Origin of the sequence: Geothrix sp. PMB-07, assembly GCF_030758935.1 — a bacterium.
GTDB lineage: Bacteria > Acidobacteriota > Holophagae > Holophagales > Holophagaceae > Geothrix.
On the sequence record NZ_CP132333.1, the window covers coordinates 3324193 to 3348904 of the forward strand.

19 protein-coding genes are annotated in these 24712 nt (G+C 64.1%); 18 read left to right on the plus strand and 1 reads right to left on the minus strand.

Translation table 11 applies throughout. The features are described 5' to 3' along the window. Window positions 1-218 precede the first annotated feature (218 nt). Window positions 219-968, minus strand: coding sequence for an AraC family transcriptional regulator (locus tag Q9293_RS14560; RefSeq protein WP_306247766.1), 750 nt, complete (start codon window positions 966-968; stop codon window positions 219-221). 109 nt (window positions 969-1077) lie between these two features. On the opposite strand from Q9293_RS14560, the gene Q9293_RS14565 reads away from it, so the two are divergent. From Q9293_RS14565 to Q9293_RS14650, 18 genes are all read left to right on the plus strand, one after another. Next, window positions 1078-2031: a proline racemase family protein gene (locus Q9293_RS14565; RefSeq protein ID WP_306247768.1), complete on the plus strand. Its 954-nt coding sequence runs from the start codon at window positions 1078-1080 to the stop codon at window positions 2029-2031. Next, window positions 2021-3139: an FAD-binding oxidoreductase gene (locus Q9293_RS14570; protein WP_306247771.1), complete on the plus strand. Its 1119-nt coding sequence runs from the start codon at window positions 2021-2023 to the stop codon at window positions 3137-3139. Before Q9293_RS14565 ends, Q9293_RS14570 begins: the two co-directional genes overlap by 11 nt. Next, a complete protein-coding gene (locus tag Q9293_RS14575) occupies window positions 3132-3359 on the plus strand; it encodes a 2Fe-2S iron-sulfur cluster-binding protein (protein ID WP_306247774.1) in 228 nt (75 codons plus the stop codon). Before Q9293_RS14570 ends, Q9293_RS14575 begins: the two co-directional genes overlap by 8 nt. Beyond that, the gene (locus tag Q9293_RS14580; protein ID WP_306247777.1) at window positions 3352-4602 is read left to right on the plus strand and encodes an FAD/NAD(P)-binding oxidoreductase; all 1251 of its coding nucleotides are present in this window, start codon (window positions 3352-3354) and stop codon (window positions 4600-4602) included. The genes Q9293_RS14575 and Q9293_RS14580 overlap by 8 nt, the downstream gene beginning before the upstream one ends. Then, window positions 4599-5486, plus strand: a complete 888-nt coding sequence (locus tag Q9293_RS14585) for a dihydrodipicolinate synthase family protein (RefSeq protein ID WP_306247779.1) — start codon at window positions 4599-4601, stop codon at window positions 5484-5486. The genes Q9293_RS14580 and Q9293_RS14585 overlap by 4 nt, the downstream gene beginning before the upstream one ends. 66 nt (window positions 5487-5552) lie before the next feature. After that, window positions 5553-7124 carry an aldehyde dehydrogenase (NADP(+)) gene (locus Q9293_RS14590; protein WP_306247782.1) on the plus strand — a complete coding sequence of 524 codons (1572 nt, stop codon included), beginning with the start codon at window positions 5553-5555 and terminating at the stop codon, window positions 7122-7124. A gap of 82 nt (window positions 7125-7206) precedes the next feature. Continuing rightward, on the plus strand, window positions 7207-7464 hold the full coding sequence (locus Q9293_RS14595) for a SemiSWEET transporter (RefSeq protein WP_306247783.1): 258 nt from the start codon (window positions 7207-7209) through the stop codon (window positions 7462-7464). Between the two features lie 253 nt (window positions 7465-7717). Continuing rightward, window positions 7718-8413 (plus strand): L-ribulose-5-phosphate 4-epimerase AraD, encoded by a 696-nt coding sequence (gene araD / locus Q9293_RS14600; protein WP_306247784.1) that lies wholly within the window; start codon window positions 7718-7720, stop codon window positions 8411-8413. 7 nt (window positions 8414-8420) lie between these two features. Continuing rightward, entirely contained in the window at window positions 8421-10118 is a 1698-nt protein-coding gene (locus Q9293_RS14605) for a ribulokinase (RefSeq protein WP_306247785.1), read from the plus strand. Next, window positions 10115-11608 carry an L-arabinose isomerase gene (gene araA, locus Q9293_RS14610; RefSeq protein WP_306247786.1) on the plus strand — a complete coding sequence of 498 codons (1494 nt, stop codon included), beginning with the start codon at window positions 10115-10117 and terminating at the stop codon, window positions 11606-11608. Before Q9293_RS14605 ends, araA begins: the two co-directional genes overlap by 4 nt. Before the next feature lie 48 nt (window positions 11609-11656). Continuing rightward, window positions 11657-13489 carry a sodium:solute symporter gene (locus Q9293_RS14615; protein WP_306247787.1) on the plus strand — a complete coding sequence of 611 codons (1833 nt, stop codon included), beginning with the start codon at window positions 11657-11659 and terminating at the stop codon, window positions 13487-13489. A 26-nt stretch (window positions 13490-13515) separates the two neighbouring features. After that, window positions 13516-14202, plus strand: coding sequence for an HAD family hydrolase (locus Q9293_RS14620; protein ID WP_306247788.1), 687 nt, complete (start codon window positions 13516-13518; stop codon window positions 14200-14202). A gap of 25 nt (window positions 14203-14227) precedes the next feature. Beyond that, a complete protein-coding gene (gene fsa / locus Q9293_RS14625) occupies window positions 14228-14875 on the plus strand; it encodes a fructose-6-phosphate aldolase (protein ID WP_306247789.1) in 648 nt (215 codons plus the stop codon). A 385-nt stretch (window positions 14876-15260) separates the two neighbouring features. Beyond that, window positions 15261-16085: a hypothetical protein gene (locus Q9293_RS14630; protein WP_306247790.1), complete on the plus strand. Its 825-nt coding sequence runs from the start codon at window positions 15261-15263 to the stop codon at window positions 16083-16085. Window positions 16086-16123: 38 nt separating this feature from the next. Further along, window positions 16124-19549 carry a TonB-dependent receptor gene (locus Q9293_RS14635; RefSeq protein WP_306247792.1) on the plus strand — a complete coding sequence of 1142 codons (3426 nt, stop codon included), beginning with the start codon at window positions 16124-16126 and terminating at the stop codon, window positions 19547-19549. A gap of 17 nt (window positions 19550-19566) precedes the next feature. Beyond that, entirely contained in the window at window positions 19567-20259 is a 693-nt protein-coding gene (locus Q9293_RS14640; RefSeq protein WP_306247794.1) for a hypothetical protein, read from the plus strand. An 88-nt stretch (window positions 20260-20347) separates the two neighbouring features. After that, on the plus strand, window positions 20348-22357 hold the full coding sequence (locus Q9293_RS14645) for an alpha-L-arabinofuranosidase C-terminal domain-containing protein (RefSeq protein ID WP_306247796.1): 2010 nt from the start codon (window positions 20348-20350) through the stop codon (window positions 22355-22357). Beyond that, on the plus strand, window positions 22354-24702 hold the full coding sequence (locus tag Q9293_RS14650; RefSeq protein ID WP_306247798.1) for a glycoside hydrolase family 127 protein: 2349 nt from the start codon (window positions 22354-22356) through the stop codon (window positions 24700-24702). The genes Q9293_RS14645 and Q9293_RS14650 overlap by 4 nt, the downstream gene beginning before the upstream one ends. Window positions 24703-24712: the final 10 nt, after the last annotated feature.

The following is a 24712-nucleotide window of genomic DNA, read 5'->3' on the forward strand; positions in this document are numbered from 1 at the left end:
TTGAGGCCCCGCTGAGAGCCCTGGGTTCGAAGGATCGTTGCAGGGTGTCGCACGCCTGACGCCGATGGTGATGAGGCCAGGCCCCTGAACAGCCCCACCAGCATCAGGGAGTGGCCAGTTCGTGTCCAGCAAAATGATACCGATTTCTGAAATCGGTTTCTGAAACCAAATTCATCTCCGTCTTCAGCCCGCCACCGTCGCGATGACCCCCTGGACATTCAACTGCGGGCCCACTTCCGGTAGGCAGCCGGGCTTAAGCCGGTGACCTGCTTGAACTGGCGAGTGAGCGCCGCCTGATCGCAGAAGCCTGTGTCCACGGCGATGGCGGAGATCGGAAGGTCCGTATCCGACAGGGCCTCTGCCGCAGCCTGGATGCGAACTTTCATGACGTACTGGCCGGGGCTGAGGTGGAAGACCTTCCTGATGCGCCGCTCAAACTGAACCGCGGAGAGCCCGGCCATGGCCGCCAACTGTTCGAGCCTGAGCCCTTCGGCGAAGTGGCCGTGGATGTGATCCACCGCCGCCGCGAAAGGGGCATCAATGAGACCGGTCCGGCTAGGTTCGGGCAGGTCCGTGCTGAGGCAGGCCAGGGCGATCACGCTGCCGCTGTGATCTCTGATGGGCACCTTCTGGGTAAGGCACCAGCCAGGGCGACGGTTCGGATAGAGGGTGAGGTCCAACGCATCCACGATGGGGCCTCCGGTCCGCAGCAGCCTCGCATCCTGGTCCGCATAGCGCCGGGCCATCTCCGGAGGCCAGAGGTCAAACACCGTCTTTCCCATGGCCGCCTGCTTCGAGGGCAGGCCGCAGCGCTCGACGCCGCTCTGGCTCATGGCCAAGTAGCGCCCTGCGGTGTCCTTCACAGTGAAGACAGCCTGGTTCAGCCGGTCGAAGAGCGCCTCCACGAAATCGAGGCTCCCCACCTGGCTCAGCAAGGCATCCAGGCTCGATTCGCGAAAGGGTGGCATGTCCGTAGTCTAGCCGCGGCCTTGTGATCTTTCGCCGCGCGCAGGGGGGGAATCGCACAAGACCGGCACGGCAACCGGGCAGAAGATTGTGTTCAAACAAGGAACCCCATTGGAACCTGCGACTCGCATCCACGTTTTCGATAGCCATACGGGAGGCGAACCCACCCGTGTGGTCCTGGAGGGTGGCCCCGATCTCGGCTCCGGCCCCCTGAGTGAACGACAAACAAAGCTTCAAAGGGACCACGCGGCCTGGCGTCGGGCCCTGGTTTGCGAACCCCGGGCCTCGGAGGTGCTGGTGGGCGCCCTGGTGGTGCCACCCCATGTGCCGGACTGCAATCTTGGCGTGATCTTCTTCAACAACGTGGGGGTTCTTGGCATGTGCGGCCACGGCACCATGGGGGTGGTGGAGACCCTGCGGCATGCTGGAAAGCTCCAGCCGGGGCGCCTGCGCATCGACACGCCCGTGGGTGTGGTAGAGGCGGAGCTTCTCGAAGATGGAAGCGTCCTGGTGATCAACGTGCCGGCCCGTCGCTGCCTCCGGCAGGTTCCCCTGCAGGTGCCGGGCCTGGGCCTCGTGCACGGTGACGTGGCCTGGGGCGGAAATGGGTTCTTCCTCGTGGATGACCACGGCCTCGACCTGCGGAGGGAACAGCTGCCAGCCCTGATGGGGGCCGCATCGGCGATCCTCCAGGAACTGGAGCGTCAGGGGCTGAGCCACCAGGTGGGCTTCGAGGTCAACCACGTGGAACTCACGGGCCCGGCCGCGGATCCCGCCAACCATGGCCGGAATTTCGTCCTATGTCCTGGGCTGGAGTGGGATCGCAGCCCGTGCGGCACAGGAACCTCTGCCAAGCTCGCCTGCCTCCTGGATGAAGGCAAACTGGCGGAGGGCCAGATCTGGCGCCAGGAGAGCCTCATCGGCTCCGTCTTCAAGGGGTGGATGGCCCGACGGGATGGCCTTTTGCTGCCGCACATCCAGGGACGGGCGCACATGACCGCGGAAGCCACCCTGATCCTCGATCCCAGTGATCCCTTCGTAGCGGGCTTCTCCCGTGGCGCCTGATGTCGTGATCGTGGGCGGAGGCATCGTGGGCTGCGCCTGTGCGCTGGCCCTCGCGCAAAAAGGTTGCCGCGTGACCCTGCTGGAGGCCGAAGGATGGGGCCATGGCGCCACCGGCGCAGCCATGGGACATCTGGTGATCCTGGACGGCTCACCGGAGGAGCTGGCCCTTTGCCGCCTCGGTCAGGAACGCTGGAAGGAGCTGGCTCCCGGACTGGGAACCCCCCTTGAGATGGACGTTTGCGGCACCCTCTGGGTAGCCGCCGACGATGAAGAGATGGAGCTGGTCCGACCGCGGTGCGAGGCTTACCGGGCGGCTGGGATTCAGGCGGAACTGCTGGATGCGGCTGCGCTCCGCGAACTCGAGCCCTGCCTCGCATCCAACCTGGCCGGAGGCATGCTTGTGCCCGGGGATGCCGTGATCTACCCGCCCGCCGGGGCCCGGCTGCTGGCAGAGGCTGCGGCCTTTGCCGGGGCCGACCTGCAGCGCGGTCATCGCGTGGTGGGTCTCGAACGCGGCGGCCTTCGACTGGAGGATGGCACCCGGCTGCCTTCCGGCTGCGTGGTGCTTGCCGCGGGGAGCGACTCCACGCGCCTGCTGCCCGACCTGCCGCTGGTGAAACGGAAGGGGCACCTGGCCATCACAGACCGCCGTCCCGGCTTCCTAAAGCATCAGTTGGTGGAACTGGGCTACCTGAAATCCGCCCACGCTTCTCAGGAAGACAGTGTGGCTTTCAACCTGCAGCCCCGCCCCAACGGCCAGCTCCTGCTGGGCTCCAGCCGCCAGTTCGGGGATGAATCGCCTGATCTCCGCCCCCAGCTTTTCCAGCGCATGATCCACAGGGCCCTGAGCTATGTTCCCGGCCTGGCGGAAGTGCCCGTGCTGCGAACCTGGACGGGCTTCCGTCCCACAACGCCGGATCACCGTCCCCTGATCGGCCCCTGGCCCCATCACCGGGGCGTGCTCCTCGCCTGTGGCCATGAGGGGTTGGGCATCACCACCGCCCCGGCCACGGCGGAGCTGGTCGTGGCCCAGGTCCTGGGACTGGAGCCGCCCCTTGATCCGACGCCCTACCTGCCCAGCCGCTTTGCGGAGGCGACCCATGCCTAGGCTGTGGGTGGATGGCCTGCCCGTTCAAGTGGCCGAAGGAGCTCGAATCACTTCAGCCTTGGGCCTGCCGCCCGTGGCTTGCCGGGATCTCTCCGGCGCCCCCCGAGGGCCTTTGTGCGGCATCGGGCAATGCTTTGAGTGCCGCCTGCAGGTGGATGGACGCGACGTCCTGGCCTGCCTGCTTGTGGCGCAGGAAGGCATGCAGGTGCGCCGTGGCTGAGCGCCTCCTTGTCGTAGGCGCAGGCCCGGCCGGCATCGCGGCCGCCGTCAGTGCCGCGAAGACCGGCATGGCCGTGACGTTGGTCGATGCCCAGCCTGAACCCGGCGGCCAGATCTGGCGCGGGCAGTGGGGCAACCCCGTGTATCCCTCCGCGCGGTTCTGGCTCGCCGCCCTCCGCAGCAGCAGTGTCTGTCTTCGGATGTCCCGCCGGGTCGTCGCGGCTCCCGCATCCGGTTGGCTCGGCTTGACGGGTCCGACGGGTGCCGAAAGATTCGGCTACGACAAGCTGATTCTGGCCACTGGTGCCCGCGACCGCTTCCTGCCCTTCCCGGGTTGGACCCTGCCGGGCGTCTGCGGGGCCGGTGGCTTGCAGGCCCTGGAGAAGGGAGGGCTCGATGTGCGCGGGAAACGGATCGTCGTGGGTGGCAGCGGCCCTCTGCTCCTGGCTGTGGCCACGCATCTGCGCCGCCGGGGCGCCCACATCCTTGCGGTGGCTGAGCAGGCCTCGGCGGCCTCGCTGCGCGGCCTGTTCCCGGAACTGCTGCGGCGCCCTCGCCTGCTGCTACAGGGGCTCCCGGCCTTGAGCCTGCCTCTGCAATCGGGTGCCTGGGTCACCCGGGCCGCAGGGAAGCATCAGCTCCGGGAGGTTCATCTCCAGACTCCACGAGGTCTCCGGGTCCTAGAGGCCGATTTTCTGGCCGTCGGATATGGGCTGGTTCCCGACCTCGAGCTGCCACGTTTGCTGGGCTGCGACACCACACCCAATGGCGTCTGCGTGGATGAAGGACAGCGAACCTCGGTGCCGGGTGTTTTCGCGGCGGGCGAACCGACAGGCATCGGCGGCGTGGATAAGGCTTTGGCGGAGGGCCGCGCCGCTGGACTCTGGGCCGCCGGTCTTGAAGCAGAGGCCAGGCTGCTGGCGAGGGATATCCGCAAAGGGAGGGCCTGGGCCACCGCCCTCGCCTCGGCCTTCGCCCTTCGCCCCGAACTGCGACGGCTCGCCACTCCCGAGACCCTCCTCTGCCGCTGCGAGGATGTGCCCATGGGCGACCTCCTGCCCTTCACGCAAGGGCGCGATGCCCGCCTGCACGCCCGCTGCGGCATGGGCCGATGCCAGGGACGGATCTGCGGGCCCGCCGCGGAATTCCTCTTCGGCTGGTGCCCAGGCGGCCCCCGCCAACCCCTCTCCCCCACGACCTTCGCCGACCTCGTCGGCCTTCTTTCACCACCGGAGCAACCATGAATCCCTTCCAGGGCGTCCTGCCCGCCATCACCACCCCTTTCCACACTGATGGATCTGTGGACCACGAAGCCCTCGAGGCTCATGCCCGCTGGATGCTGAGCCAGGGTTGCGGCGGCCTCGTTCCCTGCGGATCGCTGGGCGAGGGCGCCACGCTGGATTTCGAGGAAAAGGTGGCCGTCCTCCGGACCTGTGTGAAGGCCGCCGAAGGCAGGCCCGTGATTCCCGGCATCGCGGCGCTGTCCACCGCCGAGGCGGTGCGCCTGGCCCAGGCGGCCGAGGCTGCGGGGGCGAAAGGGTTGATGGTGCTACCGCCCTATGTCTACGTGGGCGACTGGACAGAGATGCGCGCCCACATGAGCGCGGTCATCCGCGCGACGCCCCTGCCCTGCCTGCTCTACAACAATCCGGTGGCCTACAAGGTGGACTTCGTACCTGAGCACATCGCCGAACTGGCGGCCCTGCATCCCAACCTGCTGGGGGTGAAGGAGAGCAGCACCGACGCCCGCCGCATCGCCGGCATCCTCGCCCTCATTGGTGACCGCCTCGCTCTGGGAGTCGGCGTCGATGACTGCCTCATGGAAGGCGTGGCCATGGGCGCCTCTTTCTGGATCGCGGGTCTGGTGAACGCCTTCCCCAAAGAGAGCGTGGAGCTCCTGAACCTCGCCCTGGCTGGAAAGCGCGACGAGGCCTTCCGCCTCTATGCCTGGTTCCTGCCTCTGCTCCGCATGGATACGGTGCCGAAGTTCGTGCAGCTCATCAAGCTCGTGCAGCAGGAGATGGGTTGGGGCAGCGAACGCATGCGGGCGCCTCGGGCGATTTTGGCAGGGGCCGAGCGTGAGACAGCACTGGCCGAGCTTGCTCAGGCGTTGGCCCATCGCCCCTGAAGATCCTTCCTACCCCGAACGCTACGTTCCATATCCCGCTTTTCTCAACGTCCAGGGGGTTCTCCCATGATTCACGGCTTCTCCCTCATCGGCTCCGCTTCTGGAGGAGCCAACGGCACCACCTTCCAGGCGCAGAACCCGGCCTCTGGCGAACGGCTGGATCCGCCCTTCCATTCCGCCTCCGATGCCGAGGTGGACCGCGCCGTGGAACTGGCCAGAGCAGCGGGCCCCGTCTTGGAGGCCGCTCCCAGGGAAGCGCGTTCGGCCCTTCTGCGGCGCATCGCCGAAGGCCTGGAAGAAGCTGCTGGCGAGCTGGTGCCCAGGGTGATGGCCGAGACCGCCCTGCCTGAACCCCGGGTGCGGGGCGAGCTGGCCCGCACCTGCGGCCAACTGCGCCTCTTCGCCGATGTCGCCGCAGAGGGCTCCTGGGTGGAGGCGCGCCTCGACTCGGGGAACCCTGACCGGACACCGCTGCCCAAGCCGGATCTGCGCTCCATGCTGCAACCTCTGGGTCCAGTGGCTGTCTTCGGCGCTTCCAACTTCCCCCTGGCCTTTGGCGCCGTGGGAGGGGACACCGCCTCGGCCTTCGCCGCCGGATGCCCGGTGGTGGCCAAGGCCCACCCGTTGAATCCTGGCACCAGCGAACTGGTGGCCCAGGTGGTACAGGCCGCCTTGCTCGGCGTCGGCCTTCCCGCCGGAGCCTTCAGCCTGCTCTTCGATGCGGGCCATGGGGTGGCCCGGCGCCTGGTCGAACACCCAGCCATCCGCGCCGTGGGTTTCACGGGTTCCTTCCATGGTGGGATGGCCCTTCTGGAATTGGCCCGGAATCGGCCCGATCCCATCCCCGTCTTCGCGGAGATGGGAGCAGCCAACCCCGTGGTGGCGCTTCCGGGAGCCCTGGCGGCTCGAGGTGCCGCCCTGGGCCAGACACTGGCGGCTTCGGTGCTCAACGGTGTGGGCCAGTTCTGCACCTGTCCGGGGATCATCCTCGCGGTCCAAGGCCCCGGTTTCCAGGCTCTGCGTAGCAGTCTGGCGGAAGCAATGGCCGCCGCCGCCCCCGCTCCCATGCTGGGTGAAGGCCTCGCCCGCTCCTACCGCCTGGGACTGGAACGGCACCTGTCTGCGGGCGCTGTGCCTGTCTTTTCGTCGCAACCATCCCAGGGCTGCTTCGGCGCGCCGGCGCTCATGGAAACATCTGGCCAGGAACTGCTCAGGCTTCCGGGTCTGACGGAAGAGGTCTTCGGCCCCACCGCATTGCTCGTGGCCTGTGCAGACGAGACCGAGCGGGAGCGCGCGATCGCGGCCTTGCCCGCCCAGCTCACGGCCACCCTGTGGATGGAACCCGAAGACGAGGCGCTGGCAGTGCGGCTGCTTCCCTCCCTGCGCCGTCTTGCGGGACGGGTGCTTTTCAACGGCGTTCCCACAGGAGTGGAGGTCGGACATGCCATGGTGCATGGGGGCCCCTGGCCCGCCACCAGCGCGCAGCAGGCCACCAGCGTGGGCACCCGCGCCATCACCCGCTGGACCCGTCCCATCTGCTACCAGGACGCGCCTGAAACCCTGCTGCCCCTGGAGCTGCAAGCGGGCAATCCCCTTGGCATATGGAGGCTTTACGACGGGGTGTTCGGTCGCCGCTGAGGGATTCTCCCGTGGAGCATTCGGGGTAAGAAAGGCGAAGCGATCCTGCCGTTCGTGTATGGTCGACGAAATGGAGGCTGGATTGTCACACGTCGAAAACCTGCTGGGCTCCGCAGCTGCATTGTGCACCACCCTGAGCTTTGTCCCCCAGACCATCAAGATTATTCGAGAGCGCCAAACGGCAGGTATCTCCCTGGTGATGTATTCCCTGTTCACCCTGGGCATTCTCCTCTGGACCATCTATGGCGTCCTCATCCATAGCGCCCCGGTCTACCTCGCCAATGGCGCCACCCTGCTCCTCGCTGGCACCATCCTCGCCATGAAGATCAAGTTCGGGTAAACAGCCCGCCGAAGCCGACCGGGCGCAGTCCCGAAGGCCTTCTCTAGATGAGTCTTGGCCAGAAGCCGCAAGCCTGCGCGGTTTCTGGCCATCCGAATATTTTCAACAGGATGCTTGACCCCTCTGCGGTGGATCAGTAGATTGGTATCGGTTTCTGAAACCGATTTCATTCATAATTCGAACCTGCTCCACCCACCTGGTTTTAGGTGGGATTTTCTCTGTTTTTCCGGCCCTTCGCCGGTAAGAGGCAAGCATGAGTGCGTACAAAGACCTGAAGATCGCCGCATGGAACGCCAACATGCAGCTCAAGCATGACGGCCTCGCCATACAGACCTTCGGGAATGTCAGCGCCTTCGACCCGACCGCCGGGGTTTTCGCCATCAAGCCGAGTGGTGTTCCCTACGCTCAGATGCGGCCCGCCGACATGGTCGTGGTGGATCTGGATGGCCGGGTGGTGGAAGGCAGCCTGCGCCCCTCTTCCGACACCAAGACCCATGCGGTCCTATTCAGGAACATTCCCAACATCCGGGGGGTCGCGCACACGCATTCCACCCACGCCGTGGCCTGGGCCCAGGCCCAGCGCGCCATCCCACTCCTCGGAACCACGCACGCGGACCAGTTTCCGGCGCCAGTCCCCGTGACCCCCCTCCTTTCGGATGCAGCCATCCAGGGCGATTACGAGGAGGAGACCGGCAAGCTCATCCTCGAAACCCTGGCTGCTCTGCCAGGGCCGCATCCCGAAATGATCCTGGTGGGTGGGCACGGCCCCTTCACCTGGGGATCCACCCCCATGCAGGCCGTCCAAAACAGCGGCGTGCTGGAGGAGATCGCCCGAATGGCCCTGCTGACGATGCAGATCAACCCGAACATCGCGCCCCTGAAAGCAACCCTCGTGCAGAAGCATTTCCAGCGGAAGCACGGCAAGAACGCCTATTACGGCCAGGAATGAGACACCCATGACCATCTACGCAATCGGATTGGATTTTGGCACCAACAGCTGCCGCGCCTTGCTGGTGGACCTCCACACAGGGGAAGAGAAGGCCACCGAGGTATTCAACTACCCCTCGGGACACGCCGGTATCATCACCCATCCCAAGGATCCGCATCTCGCCAGGCAGAATGCCTCGGACTACCTGCTGGGAATCGAAACGACCGTGCGCTCCGTGCTGGCCCAGGCCCAGGACAGCGACCCCGCCTTCGATCCGGAATACGTCGTGGGGCTCGGCATCGACACCACGGGCAGCAGTCCCATGCCCATCGATGAACAGGGGAATCCCCTCAGCCTCGACCCGCGATTCAAGGAAGATCCCGCCGCCTACGTCTGGCTCTGGCGCGACCACACCTCCTTCGAGGAAGCCGGTCAGATCACGGAACTCGCAGCCAGGATCCGCCCGCAGTACCTCGCGCAGGTCGGCGGAACCTACAGCTCAGAGTGGTTCTGGAGCAAGATTCTGCACTGCCGCCGCACGGCGCCTGATGTGTTCGAGGCCGCCGCCACCTGGGTGGAGATCTGCGACTGGCTTCCGGCCGTACTCACGGGAAACCAGAAGCCAACCCAGATCGTGCGGGGCATCTGCTCCGCAGGCCACAAGGCCATGTTCAACCCAAAGTGGGGCGGCCTGCCCGATGCGGATTTCCTCGGCCAGCTTGACCCGGCGCTGGCCAGCCTGCGCGCTCGCCTGTTCACGGAGGCGCACCCTGCCGATCACCAAGCGGGCGGACTCTGTCCGGAATGGGCTGCGCGCCTGGGCCTCCGGGCTGGCGTTGCCGTGGCGGTTGGCGCCTTCGATGCCCACATGGGAGCGGTGGGCGCGGGCGTGACCGAGGGCAGTCTCGTGAAGATCATGGGAACCTCCACCTGCGACATCATGGTTTGGCCCAATGGAATGCCCCTGGCCAACATTCCCGGCGTCTGCGGCATCGTGGACGGTTCGGTGGTACCCGGCTACTTCGGCATCGAAGCCGGCCAATCCGCGGTGGGCGACCTGTTCCTGTGGTTCGTGCGCAACCTCGTCCCCGACAGCCTGGGCGCCGGTCTCGACGAGAAATTCAAAACCCTTGGTGAATTGGCCTCCCAGCAAACGCCAGGCGAAAGCGGCCTCCTGGCCCTGGATTGGAACAACGGGAACCGCACCGTCCTCGTGGATGCCCGTCTGACCGGACTCCTCCTGGGACAGACCCTCCACACGCAGCCCCATGAAATCTACCGGGCCCTCATCGAAGCCACCGCTTTCGGAGCCCTCACCATCATCGAGCGCATCGAGGATTACGGTGTGCCCATCCGGGAAGTGGTGAACTGCGGTGGGCTGGCGGCCAAGAACGCCTTCCTCATGCAGACCTATGCGGACATCACCGGACGGCCCATGAAGATCGCGCGCAGCGAACAGACGCCCGCACTCGGTGCCGCCTTGTTCGGAGCCATGGCCGCCGGCGCCTTCCCCTCCATCCGAAAGGCCCAGGAATGCCTGTGTGGAATCCGCAAGGTCTACCAGCCCAATCCGGAGGCCCACGCCGTCTACCGTGACCTTTACCAGCTCTACCGCCAACTCCATGACGGTTTCGGGACTCCATCCTGGAACGGCTCCATGGCCAACGTCATGAAAGAACTCCTCACCATCCGTGACCAGCAGTGCCAACGCCAGGAGCAAGCATGATCGACTTGAAACAGCAGGAAATCTGGTTCGTCACCGGAAGCCAGCACCTCTATGGACCGAGCACCCTGGAGAAGGTGGCCTCCAACTCCCAGGAAATCGCCCAGGCCCTGGACGCCTCACCGAGCATCCCCGCCAAGGTGGTTTTCAAATCGGTGCTCACCACGCCCGACGCCATCACAGCCCTGTGCGAGGAGGCCAATTGCACCCCGGCCTGTGTGGGTCTGGTGCTTTGGATGCACACCTTCTCTCCAGCGAAGATGTGGATCCGCGGGCTGTCCGTGCTGAGGAAACCCTTCCTGCACCTGCACACCCAGCACAACCGTGATGTGCCTTGGGCCACCATCGACATGGATTTCATGAACCTGAACCAGGCCGCCCACGGCGATCGGGAATTTGGTTTCATCGCCACCCGCATGCGCAAGGAGCGGAAGGTGGTGGTGGGCCATTGGACGGAAGCTGCGGTCCAGGAAGAAGTCGGCGTCTGGGCCCGGGCTGCCTGTGCCTGGCAAGATGCGCAGGGCGCCCGAATCGTCCGGTTCGGCGACAACATGCGCGAAGTGGCGGTGACCGAAGGCGACAAAGTGGAGGCTCAGATCCGGCTCGGCTACTCCGTGACGGCCCACGCCATGGGCAGCCTTTCGGCCGCAGTCAAATCCGTGAGTGACGCCGAAGTGGAGCGTCTCTGCCGCGAATTCGACGGCCAGTACGAGCTCATGCCCTGCCTTCGACCCGGTGGCGAACGGCGGGCCTCGCTTCAAGAATCCGCCCGCATTGAGCTGGGCCTGCGCGGCTTCCTGGTCGCGGGCGGCTTCAAGGGCTTCACCACCAATTTCGAGGACCTGCATGGCCTCAGTCAGCTGCCGGGGCTGGCCGTGCAGCGCCTTATGGCGGACGGCTACGGCTTCGGCGCCGAAGGCGATTGGAAGACGGCCGCCCTGGTCCGGGCCATGAAGGTCATGGGTTCCGGCCTGCCCGGAGGCACCTCCTTCATGGAGGACTACACCTATCACCTCGATCCTTCGGCCCCTCAAGTGCTCGGCGCCCATATGCTAGAGGTCTGCGCTTCCATCGCAGACACGCCTCGTCCCTCCCTGGAAATCCACCGCCTGGGCATCGGCGGCAAGGATGATCCGCCGCGCCTCGTCTTTGGCACTCCATCGGGTCCCGCTGTGAACGCTTCTCTCATCGACATGGGCAACCGCTTTCGCATGATCGTCAGCATCCTGGATGTGGTGAAGCCCCAGCATGCCCTGCCCCACCTTCCGGTGGCCCGCGCCCTGTGGGTGCCCCGGCCAAGCCTGAAGGTGGCGGCTGCTGCCTGGATCTACGCCGGCGGCGCCCACCACGCAGCCTTCAGCCAGGCCGCCCTCGCCCCCCACATCGAAGACTTCACCGCCATGGCAGGCATCGAGTACCTCTGCATCGACGAGAACACGCGCATTCCCGACTTCAAGAACCAGCTCCGCTGGAACGAGGCTTCCTACCGCTAACTGGCTTCCACCTTCCCCCCACCCCGGCCCCCATCGAAGGGATCCACCATGTTCCTCACCCTCCTCACCGGCGATCCGACCCAGGCCCTGCCTCAGTCGCGGTCTGCCTTACAGACTTTTGACTGGCTGGTGATCGGCCTCTACTTCAGCGTCCTCCTCGCCGTGTCCTGGTGGGTGATTCGGAAAAACCGCGAGACCACGGATGACTACTTCCTGGCGGGCAGGAACCTCAGCTGGTGGATCATCGGCGCCTCCATTTTCGCTTCCAACATCGGATCCGAGCACGTCGTGGGCCTGGCAGGCTCTGGGGCCACAGATGGCGTGGCGATGGCCCACTACGAGCTGCACGCCTGGTGCCTCTTGGTTCTGGCCTGGGTGATGGTTCCCTTCTACATGCGGAGCCGGGTCTACACCATGCCGGAATTTTTGGAGAAGCGCTTCTCACCGGCTTCGCGCTGGATGCTTTCCATCGTCTCCCTGGTCCTGTACGTGCTCTCCAAGGTGGCGGTCGGCATCTTCGCCGGGGGCGTGGTCTTCGGCTTCCTGCTTCCAGAGATGCACCTGAACCTCGGCTTCATCTACCTGGACAGCTTCTGGGTGGGCTGCCTCACTCTCCTGCTGCTCACCGGCATCTACACCGTCATCGGCGGCATGCGTGCCGTGGCCTACACCGAGACCATCCAGGTGGTGGTGCTCATCCTCGGCTCCCTGCTCGTCACGGTGCTGGGGCTTCACAAACTAGGTGGCTGGCAGGCGCTCCACAACGCCCTTCCCGCGGACATGTTCAACCTCTGGAAGCCCATGGTGCCCCACGGGGTCCAAAGCACCTGGGCGCCGGTCATCGAGGCCAACCAGTCGGGCGTGGTCACTCGCATGGCCTGGTATTTCAATGGGCACTACCCCTGGCTGGGCATGATCGTCTGCGCCCCGGTCATCGGCCTGTGGTACTGGTGCACCTGCCAGTACATCGTCCAGCGCACCCTTGGCGCCAAGAATGAACAGCACGCCCGTCGTGGCTCCATTTTCGCCGCCCTGCTCAAGCTTCTTCCGGTGTTCATCTTCATCATCCCCGGCATGATCTGCTTCGCCCTCGCCAAGAGCGGCACCGTCCCGGCCCTCAACGGCATGATCGACGCTTCTGGACAGCCCGTGCGCTCGCAACTGCAATACGCCTTCCCCTCCATGGTCGCCCACGTGCTTCCTGTCGGCGTCCGGGGCCTGGTGGTCGCGGGCCTCATCGCCGCCTTGATGAGCTCCCTGGCTGGCGTCTTCAATGCCAGCTCCACCCTGTTCACCCTCGACTGCTACGCGAAGATGCGGCCCCAGGCCGGTCAGGTTTCCCTGGTGCGCATGGGCCGGATCGCCACCATGGTCATGGTTCTCATCGGTATCCTCTGGATTCCCGTCATCAAGGGCTCCCATGGGCTCTACGACTACCTGCAATCGGTCCAGGGCTATCTGGCGCCTCCCATCTTCGTGGTGTTCTTCCTGGGCATCTACTGGAAGCGACTCAACGCGAAGGGTTGCCTGGCGGCGCTCACGGTGGGCTTCATTCTTGGCTTGTTCCGGCTCGCCGTGGACACTCCCGGCGCCCTGATCCACGGTTTCACTTATACGCCGGGCTCCTGGCTTTGGATCATCAATCACATCTACTTCCAGTATTTCAGCATGATCATCCTCGTGGTCAGTGCCCTCGCCATGGTGGTGGTCAGCTACCTCACCAAAGCACCGGATGAAGCGCAGCTCGTGGGCCTCACCTTCAGCACCATCACGAGCGAGCAGGGGGCTGAAAGCCGCAGTTCCTGGAGCCGCCGCGATGTGGCGGTCTCTGTCCTGGTCGTGGCGCTGATCGCCGCCGCCTACCTGTATTTCCGAGGCTGATCCTCCTCCTCCCCCACGGAGCCCCTTTGAGCCCTCTCGGCCCCATCGATGCGGTGATGTTCGATCACGACGGCACCCTTGTCGACTCCATTCCTGCCGTGATTTCGGCCTCCAACGGGGTTCTGTGGGAGAGGGGCCTGGACAAGGCGACCCCCGACCAGATTGTCGCGGGCATGGTCCATCCCACAGCCAAACGGCTGGGCCTGCTCACAGGCATAGACAGTCCCGCAGCCCAGGAGAACATGGCCCACCGCTACAGCCAATTGGCCCTGCACCATTCGGATCTGGCGGACCTCTATCCGGGCGTAAGGCAGGCAGTGGAGGCCCTTGCGAATCGGGGCTTGCTCCTCGGGGTGGTCAGCAACAGCCGCGGAGCCTTTATCCGCGCCATTCTCCATCGTCTTGGTGTGGCGGACTGCTTCACGGCGATGATCGGCGAGGATGACATGCCTGCGCCAAAGCCCGATCCAAGGGGGCTCCTTGCCGCCCTGGGCGCCATTCCCCCGGGCCGGGCGATCTATGTGGGTGACAGTTCCGCCGATCTGCAGACGGCCCGGAACGCCGGGGTTCGCGCCATCGGCGTGACCTGGGGCACCCACTCACGTTCTGAATTGGAACCTCTGGGCTTCGACGCCCTGGTGGATTCTCCCCAAGCCTTGGCCGACCTGATTCCAGACCGGCCCTCCCTCCATCTCCCCGAGCCTCTGCCCTGAGGCTGGTCCTGCCCAGGAACCGAATATGAAATTTTTCATCGATACCGCCAATGTCGCCGAGATCCAACGGATCAGCGCCTGGAGCATCCTTGACGGCGTCACCACCAATCCCAGCCTCATCGCCAAGGAATCCGGCCGCCCCTTCGAGGCGATCATCGAGGAGATCTGCGGCATTGTGGATGGCCCCATTTCCGCCGAAGTGATTGCCCTGGATGCCCCTGGAATGATCGAAGAGGGCCGGAAGCTGGCGAAGATCCATCGGAACATCGTGGTGAAGGTTCCCTTGACTGCCGAAGGGCTCAAGGCCACGCACGCTTTCAAAAGTGAGGGCATCAAGACCAACGTGACCCTCTGCTTCAGCGCGACCCAGGGCCTGATGGCCGCCAAGGCCGGAGCCACCTATGTTTCACCCTTCATCGGCCGACTGGATGACATCAACCTGCCGGGGATGGAGCTCATCTCGGAATTGACCGCCATCTTCGCCACCCACGGCCTGCCCACCCATGTTCTGGCAGCCTCCATCCGCAGCCCCAGGCACGTGACGGATGCCGCCCTGGCCGGTGCCCAAGTGGCGACGATCCCCACCAAAGTGTTCGACCAGATGCTGTTCCATCCCCTGACCGAGAAGGGCATCGAAGGCTTTCTCGCGGACTGGAAGAAAAGCGGAAGGTGATGCCCTGAACACCGCCTGTTCCGAACCATGACGGAGAATTCTGCAAGCAGGAATCACGGCGTGGGAACTTAAGGGAAACCGAAAACAACACCGGCCAAAAAAATATGTAAAAAGCCTATTGACCAGGCGACATGTTCGAGCGCAATAATGTAACCGATTTCAGAAACCGATTGCAGCTTGCGAGATCCTTTCCAGCCGAATACCTCTGGCGCTTCATCCCCTGCGGATAAAGCGCCACGAGATCTTGCGTCTTGTCATTGCGAATTCCAGTGGGTGTCCAGCCCACTGCTTGCGCGAGTCCCGACCAACTCCAGTCCTGATGGCGGCCACCCAAACGGTCCCGTTGTCCCCTTCTCCTCCACCCCACCCACTTCGGAGGTACCACATGACCACCCGCGTTCGAACCGCGGCTATCTGCCTTGCGCTGGCGGCAGGCATGGCCCTGCCCATCAAGGCGCAAACCATGCCTGATCTTTCCTTCAAGATCCGGGCAGGCAATCTCTCGGGCCCCGTTGCCAAAGACTCATTGGGCAACCGGACCATGGGCTTCGGCTTAGAAGCCGCCTTTCCCCTCAGCAAGGGGCGCCTGACCACAGAACTGACCTACGACGTGTTCAACGGCTACCGTCGCGACACCACGCAGTACGGCCCTGCCTACTACACACCCAACCAGGATCCATGGAATCCCAGCAGTGTCTCACAGACCTATTTCGACGGAACCAACACCCATCCCGTCGTAATCAACCCCGATTTCTCCCTGCAAGGCGAGTCGATGACCTTCAAGGGCCTTGGGCTGAAGGTGGGCTATCAGGCTGCGCTTCCTTTCTCCTGGGCCGAGGGCTGGGACTGGCAGGCAGGCTTGAGCCTCGACTACCGGCAGACCCACCACGAAATCTTCATGACGTTGACGCCGGGCTACTACGACTCGGCCCACACCTTCCAAGTGATTCCCCGCATCAGCGGCTACGGTGACTGGAACTACTACGAAGGCGCCAACTACTCGAAGGACGTGAAGAAGGTTCAGCCGGGCGCCTTTGCCGGTGTGAGCACGACCTTCTCCGACATCTTCCGGCTGGAGTTGAACCTCAGAGAGACCACCTTCAACGGCATCTACTACCACCCCTTCTCCACGACCGGCGCGGCGCCCAAGTACACCGAGTCCAGCAAGACCGGACTTGTGCTTGAAGTCGCCTTGGGCGTCCGGCTCTGACCCGCGGCCACCCGGATCCCAACCAAGGAGACATCCCCATGCGCCCATTCACTCGTTTCTCAACCCTCACCCTCGCCCTTGTCGGCGTCACCTCCCTGATGGCCCAGGAAACCGTCGGGACCCTTGTCGGCTCTATCACGGACCAGAAGACGGGCAAACCCCTCCAAGGTGTCCGTCTCATCCTGCGGTCCCCCAAGATCCTCAGCGACCGGACGGTCATCAGCGATGCCGATGGAAACTACCGCATCCCCCTCCTGCCGAACGGCGAATACGCCCTGAGTTGTTCCAAGGACGGTTACGTATCCGGCACGGTCAAATGCTTTGTCAGCCCGGGCCAGACCATCCGTCAGAACATGCGCGTTGCGCCTATCCAAACAGAAGTCCAGGGCGCCGTGGTGCAGGTGATTGCCGCGGCCTCCCAGATCGACAAGACCGAGACCAGTACCCAGTCCGTCTATTCCATGGACACTCTCACGGCCCTGCTTCCGGCATCGGATCTCCTTTCCATAACCTCAATCGCTCCAGGTGTGGTGACAGATGGCAACGACCAAGGCACCACGGTGCACATCCGCGGCGGCAATACGGTGGGTGGCAAGTTCCTGGTAAACGGCATGTCCGCCGGCGACGCCGGATGGGGCAACTTCAAAGGCAACCAGCTGATGGTCACGGACATGATCGAGTCCGTGTCCCTCATCCAATCGCCCCTTAATGCCCGCTATGGCAACACCGAAAGCGGCATGATTTCCTACGTCACCACCCGCGGGACCAATGAGTTCAAAGGCAGCGTGCGCGCGAACTACGGGCGCTCGACCCTAGGCGCCACGGGAGATCCGGGCTACCCCGGTCGCCAGGTGGCCCGGTTCGGAAGCGACTGGAACACCCACCAGATTTCCCCGACCGATGACGCCATCGACCGCTCCTACGAAGCCACACTGAGCGGCCCACTCTGGAAGGATCACATCACCTTCGCCTGGGGCGGCCGATTCAAGCCCACCAAGAGCAGTCAAAATTTCGTGCCCCGCTGGTGGTCGGACTACAACGGCGGCAGCAGCTCCATCAGCCACGATTATGCCAATTCAACGGACGGCACCCTGTTCGTCACTCCTGGCGGCGCCCAGATCCGCAAGGCGAATCTCTGGGACCAGGGCAAAACCTACAAGACAAGCCAGGAAGATACGTTCAACCAGTACTCCGTGTTCTACCAGATCACGCAGGATCAGACCCTGGAATGGTCCTACTCCCAGGCGAGAAGTGCCCTCACGGACATGTACAACCGTGACTGGAATGCTTCCATCAGCTCTGGCCTTTACGGGAACACCGGTGAAGCCAACCGGGTCTGGAACCTCGGCTACAAAGGCGTCTTTGGTACCCACCTGGTGGAAGCTCGTCTGGCGCGCCATACCAGCGAAACCATCGTCCCGCCTAGCAGCGGCTACCTGATCACTTCGGGATCGAACCGCACCTGGGAGAATGGCAACTATAGCAACGGCGCCAGTAGCATTCCCGGTGCCTTCCTTCACCCAGGCAGCGCCAGCGCGCCAGGCGCGTGGTATCCCTACACCAACCTCTTGGAAGCCCGGAAGAGGCAGGGCTGGACGCGGGATGAGGCTGTGGCCGGCAGCCCTTATGACCAGGGCGACAAGAAATCCAATACCACCTTCTATGTCAACGTTCAGTCCTTGCTCGGCGACCATCAGATCGACTGGGGTCTTAACTACGAACGCACGGATTGGGACACCTCCACCGGCGCGGCTCCCCGTCAGTTCTATACCCCGGGCGGCCAGATCTCTCCGGACCTGACGGCGACCGACATCCTCTATCCCACAGGTTATACGGGGGCCTTGTTGGACCCTTCAGCCTATGCCGGCAAGTGGGTCATGTGGGCAGCCCATGCCAACCTGACCAGTCTCTGGCCCGGAACCACGGATGCCGTGTCAGCGAGCCGCCCCTATGCCTACCAGTGGTACGGGGGCGCCAGCATGCGGAACTTCATGGGCCCGGAAAGTGGCAGCTTCAACCAACCCACCACCAGCCTCTATGTCAATGATCGCTGGACCTTGAACTCCAACTTCTCCGTCATGGGCGGCCTGCGCTTTGATCGGTTCCAGCTGGGTGACGACAAGGGCAGCGTCCTGGCCTACAACATCCTCACGCCCCGCTTCGAGTTCAAATGGGACCTCGGCGGCGATCAGAAGCGACTCCTCAGCTATTCCTTCGGCCGCTTCCACAACCGCATTCCGGCGGCGATGTACATGGCCTTCGTCCACCGCCGGAAACCCTACATCGCCAATTACAGCTGGGACCCCACCACCAATGGGCTGCCCTACGACGGCTCCAACCTGGCCAACAATGGCTTTACGCTGGCCAGCACCCAGGAACTGCTGAATCCCGCCAACTACACTTACTTCCGAAGCCTCTGGTCGCCGGATTTCATCAAGCTCGACCCCAACTTCAAAGCGGAATACTCCGACGAGCACAGCATCTCCTTCCGTCGCGCCTACGACAACGGGTCCAACATCCGGTTCACCCTGGTGCGGCGTGACTGGAAAAACAACTACCAATGGCTGGCGGACCCCTACCAGTACTCCGTCAACAACGCCTACACCAATGGAACCACTGTCACCAGCTACCGCAACCTGCTGGCCAACGATCCGGGCCTGTACCACGACTACACGGCGGCGGAGATCGAGTGGGACTTCAAGCTCTCGCCGCGCCTGACCTTTGGCGGCAACTACAACTACAGCCGCAACCACCAGAACCTGCAGTACTGGTCCGCCCAGTCCAACCTGCGGGTGGACAACATCGGAACCAACCACTGGGTATGGGGCCTGCGGTGGGAAGACCTCTGGAAGCGCTTCGGGTACAGCACCGAAGACATCACCGAACCGAGCCTCACCATCAATCAGGTGACCAATTTCTGGCTCACCTACGACCTCAGCCACGGCGCCGTGAAATCCTCACTCGTGCTCCGAGGCAAATACACCGCCGGAAGCACCTGGACCCAGCAGGAGCAGTGGGACCTGAATCCCTACTCTGCCGAATACCAGGCCGTGATGGCTCATGCCCCCGCCAATTACGCCACCACCAACATGATCAATGGTGGCGCGGGAACCTACATCTTCAAAGCCCAGCGCGGCACATCGGTCGGTGGCTTCCAGTACCCCGACGCCTTTGAACTGAATCTCCGTTACAACCTGGAAATCCCCATCGGCCCCCTGGTCCGCTGGTGGATGGGGGTGGAAGTCTCCAATCCCTTCAACCACGTCTACACCCAGAACCAGGTGGGTAACAACGACGCGACCTTGCACATGGGCCAGAACCTCGCCGATGGAAGCCAGGCCACGAATTTCTACGGCAAGAACGGCTACTTCATGGATCCATCGACCATGCAATACCGGGGGCCCTACTACGCCGGGATGCCCGGAGGACGCTACTTCACGGTTGAAACCGGAATCAAGTTCTGAGGCATGAGGAGACTCACATGAAACGAACCACCATCATGATTGCGGGGCTGGCATTGTCCGCCGCCGCGACTCCCCTCTTGGCAGGGGAACCGCTCAACCTCTACGTGAAGGGCGGCCTGGTCAGCAGCCAAGGCGACACCCGGGATATGACCAACAAGGGCCATGGCTACACCCTCGAGCTCGGCTACATGGGGGCACCTGCCTCCTGGGATGGCTTGCAATACCGCGTCTACGGCGGCATGGTGACCATTCCTGGCGATTCCGGCTTCAGCCCCTGGCTGCGGGTTGACCGCGGCAATGGCAGCGAGACCATTCCCTACTCCACCTACCAGGCTCTGACGCCCAGCCAGCAGAGCGGCATGACCGTCTTCGAGCGGAAGTTCTCCTACGATGTGCGGGGCAATTTCTTTGGCTTCGACATGATCCACTCAGTCAAGGTCGGAAACATCCCCTTCAACGTCTTCCTCGGCCCTTCGCTGCACCAGTGGTTCGTGACGCGCGTGAATCCGAATGAGGCGCAGGGGGACCGGAACTGGCGCGCCGGGTGGCGCGTGGGCCTCGGCTATCCCGTCGCCAAGAACGTCGAGGTGAACCTGACCTATGTCTTCACCGAGTGGCGCTCCAAGGATGCCGCCACCATGCCCTACGAAAAAGGTGGTAACCCCAGCCGTCCTGCCTACCTGACGCTGGCGGGCGCCTACCGCTTCTAACTGGCCTCAAAATGACGGGGAGGGCCTTCCGCCCTTCCCGTCAGCTCTCTTTGAACTGGCCTCCTTTGGCCGGATGACAAGGCTGCCTGTGAGACTCATCCGATTCGCCTCCCTCCTTGCCGTGGTGGCCAGCATTCCCTGGCTGGGCGCCCAACTCCCGGACAAAGGCCAGCGCGTTCCCACGGCCACCCTCACCGTGGACGCTCGAAATCCCGGTGCAGCCATCAACCCCGCCATGTGGGGTGTTTTTTTTGAAGACATCAATTTCGCAGCGGATGGGGGGCTCTGGGCGGAGTTGGTGAAGAACCGCTCCTTCGAGTTTCCCAATCGTCTCCAAGGTTGGTACGAAGTCCGCCGCAAGCAGGCGCGCGGCACCATGACCATCCTGGATGAGAAACCAGCCATTCCGGAGAATCCCCACTTCCTCCGGCTGCAGTCCCAGGACCCCGGCGAAGGCTACGGCGTCGGCAACGAGGGCTTCCGAGGGATGGGAATCAAGGCCGGAGAGGCTTTGCGTTTGACCCTTTGGGCCCGGCGGGGGGCGGGTGCACCGGTGAACCTCCGTGCAACCCTTCGAGGGGCTGAAAACCGCATCCTGGCCGGGGGGCAGGTGCGGGTCGACAGTCCCGTCTGGGCCCATTTTGATTTGCTGCTCTCTCCTGCGAACACCGATCCGGGGGGTCGCCTGGAGCTGACCCTGGAAGGCCCTGGCCAGGTGGATCTCGACGCCGTCTCCCTGATGCCCATGGCGGCAACGCATGGCTTCCGCCCCGACCTGATGCGCCTTCTGGCCGACCTGAAACCCGGCTTCGTGCGCTTTCCCGGAGGCTGCGTGGTGGAAGGGCACGACCTCGCCAACCGGTATCAATGGAAGCGCACGGTGGGACCGGTCGACGCCCGACGTCCCATGCCCAACCGCTGGCTTGACAACCTGGCGGGCGAGGGCCGCTTCGCCGCGGACTACCAGCAGTCCTTCCAGCTTGGCTTCTTCGAGTTCTTCCAGCTCTGTGCCGATCTGGGCGCAGAGCCGCTGCCAGTGCTCAGCTGCGGCATGGCCTGCCAGTTCGAGACGAGCGAGATGACGCCCCTCGACCAGCTGGAACCCTTCATCCAGGATGCCCTCGACCTCATCGAGTTCGCCAACGGCGCTCCCACCACCCCCTGGGGCAAGGTGCGGAGGGACATGGGCCATGAAGCCCCCTTCGGCCTGAAGTTCCTCGCCGTGGGGAACGAGCAATCAGGACCGGAATACCTGGATCGCTTCAGCCGCTTTGAGCAGGCCATCAAGGCGAAGCATCCGCAGATCCAGATCATCGGCAGCGCCGGACCGTGGATGGGCGGGGAGGATTTCGACACCCTCTGGGCCGGTCTCCGGGCCCGGAAGGCCGACCTGGTGGACGAGCACTACTACGCGCCTCCATCCTGGTTCTTCAACAACGCCCATCGCTACGACAGCTACCCGCGCACCGGCCCCAAGGTGTTCGCGGGAGAATACGCCGCCCACCCCGAGCGGCCTGCACCGGGGGCGCCAAGGCCCAATTCCTGGGAAGCCGCTTTGTCCGAGGCCGCCTTCATGACCGGCCTCGAGCGCAACGCCGACGTGGTGCGCCTGGCCTCGTACGCGCCGCTCCTCGCCTGCGTGGATGCCTGGCAATGGTCCCCGAACCTCATCTGGTTCGACAGCCTCCAGTCCTCACCGACACCTTCGTATTGGGTGCAGCAGCTCTTCTCCCGGAACAGGGCCAGCCGGGTGCTGCCAGTGGAGCTGACACTCACCTCCTCCGCCACTGCCACCGCAGGCCTCTACACCACTGCCGCGCTGGACGAAACCACCCACGAGGTGGTCCTCAAAGTGGTCAATGCCGGCCGACGCCCCGCGGAGCTTGCGCTGCGGGTCCGGGGAGCCCAGCCTCTGACTGGAAAGGGTCGGCTCACAGTGCTCAGCGCCGGCCTGGCCGATGAAAACCTCGTCGGCGCGCCGCCCAAGGTCACACCTGCCACCACCGACATCGACATTCCAGGGCCTGAGTTCACCCGGGCCTTCCCTGCCCAATCCTTGACCATCCTGCGCCTTCCCCTCGTGAAAGAGACCCCGTGAAAGCCATCATTCCCTTCTGCCTGTTCACCATCCTGGCCCCAGCCCAGGTGGCCCGGCCCATCCAGCCGGTCATCGCCGATGTGGCGCGGCCCCTGCCGCTCCAGTCGGTCCGTCTCACCGGCGGCCCGCTCAAGCATGCCCAAGACCTGGACGCCGTGTACCTGCTCAGCCTGGAACCGGACCGCATGCTGGCGAACTTCCGCAAGCGCGCCGGTCTTCCGCCCAAGGCCGAGCCCTATGGTGGCTGGGACGGCGACGGCAAGAACCTCTCCGGCCACATCCTGGGCCACTACCTGTCCGCCATCAGCCTGATGGGCAGCGCCACCGGCGACGCCCGGTTCAAAGCCCGGGTGGACTACATCCTGTCCGAGCTCAAGGTGGTCCAGGATAAGCAGGGCGATGGCTACCTGGGCGCCCTGGAGCAGGGCAAGGAGCGCTTCGAGGAGGTGGCCCGCGGCGACATCCGATCCGGGGGCTTCGACCTCAATGGCCTCTGGTCGCCGTGGTACGTCCAGCACAAGATCTACGCCGGATTGAGGGATGCCTATCGCTGCACCGGGAACCCCCTGGCGCTCGCCATCGAGATCAAGTTCGCCGCCTGGGCGGAGCGCACCCTCGCTGGGTTGAACGACGCCCAGCTCCAGAAAATGCTCAATACGGAGTTCGGCGCCATGAACGAGGTGCTGGCGGATCTCTACGCCGATACCGGCGATCGGCGGTGGCTGGATCTCTCCTACAGATTCGAGCACACCGCGGTGCTGGAGCCCCTGAAGCGGCATCAGGACAAGCTCAGCGGGCTGCACGGCAACACGCAGGTGCCCAAGCTCATGGGCAACCTGGCCCGCTATGCCTACACCGGGGATTCCGGAGACGGCTTCGCGGCTTCATTTTTCTGGGATCGCGTGGTGCAGCATCACACCTTCGCCACCGGAGGGCACGGCAAGAACGAATACTTCTTCGACGCCGACCACATGTCCGACAGCGTCGATGGCCGCACGGCGGAGACCTGCAACGTCTACAACATGATCAAGATGGCCAGGAAGCTCTTCGCCCTCCGCCCCGATCCCTTCTACGCGGAGTTTCACGAACGGGCCCTGTTCAACCACATCCTCGCCTCGATGGATCCCCAGGACGGCCGCACCTGCTACATGGTGCCCGTGGGCCGTGGCGTGCAGCATGAATACCAGGATATGGAGCACGACTTCACCTGCTGCGTGGGCTCCGGCATGGAGAGCCATGCCCTGCACGCCTTCGGCATCTACTACGAGGCTGGAAACCGGCTCTGGGTCAACCTCTACACACCCACCACGGCGAATTGGGAATCGGCCGGCGTGTCGGTGGCCACGGCCACCGATCTGCCTCTGGGCGACCAGGCCACCCTGACCTTCACCGTGAAGAGCCCCAAGGCCTTCACCCTGAACCTGCGCCGCCCCGCCTGGGCCCAGGAAGGCTTCCAGGTGGAGGTCAACGGAGAAAAGCTGCCATCGTTGGCCAAGGCCGGGGCCTACGTGGAGATCACCCGCACCTGGAAGAGCGGCGATGTGGTTCGCCTGCTCATGCCCAAAAAACTGCGGCTCGAGGCCCTGCCGGACAATCCACGTCGGGCCGCCATCCTCTGGGGCCCTCTGGTGCTGGCCGGGAACCTTGGGCCCGAGGAGAACTTCGAGACCTGGAAGGAAGGCAATGTACCGGTCCTGGTGGCTGCGGAGCGGCCCCTCGACCAATGGATCAAACCTGTTCCCGGGAAGCTCGGCCAGTTCCGCACGGAGGGCGCAGGCAATCCCCACGAGGTGGACCTGGTTCCCTTCTTCCAGCTGCACCGCCGCTCCTACGCCGTGTATTTCGACCTGTTCACGCCCAAGGAATGGCAGGCGCGGTCCGCTGAGTATGCCGCGGCCGCAGAACGCCAAAGGCGGCTCCAGCTGGCCACCGTGGCCTACGCGCAACCCGGAGAGATGCAGCCGGAACGGGATTTCAACTTCAAGGGCGAGGGTCTGATTCTCGAGGAGATGCGCCGAATCCAGGGCCGCCCCTTCCGCCATGCGAAGCAGTGGTTCTCCTTCGACCTGCCCGTGGACGCGACCCATCCCACCGCGGTCGTCCTGACCTATTTCCAGGATGAATGGCGCAAGCGCACGTTCCGCATCCTGGTGGACGGCCAGAAGGTGGCCGACGAGGTCATCGAGCGGGGCGGCATTCCGCACTTCTTCGATCGGGAATACGCCGTGCCCCAGGCCCTGGTCCAGGGCAAGAAATCGGTCACCGTCCGCATCGAGGCGACCCCTGACAGTGAAACGCCCGCCATCTTCGGCGTCAGGACCATCCGCGCGGATGCCCAACGCTGAGTTCTGATTC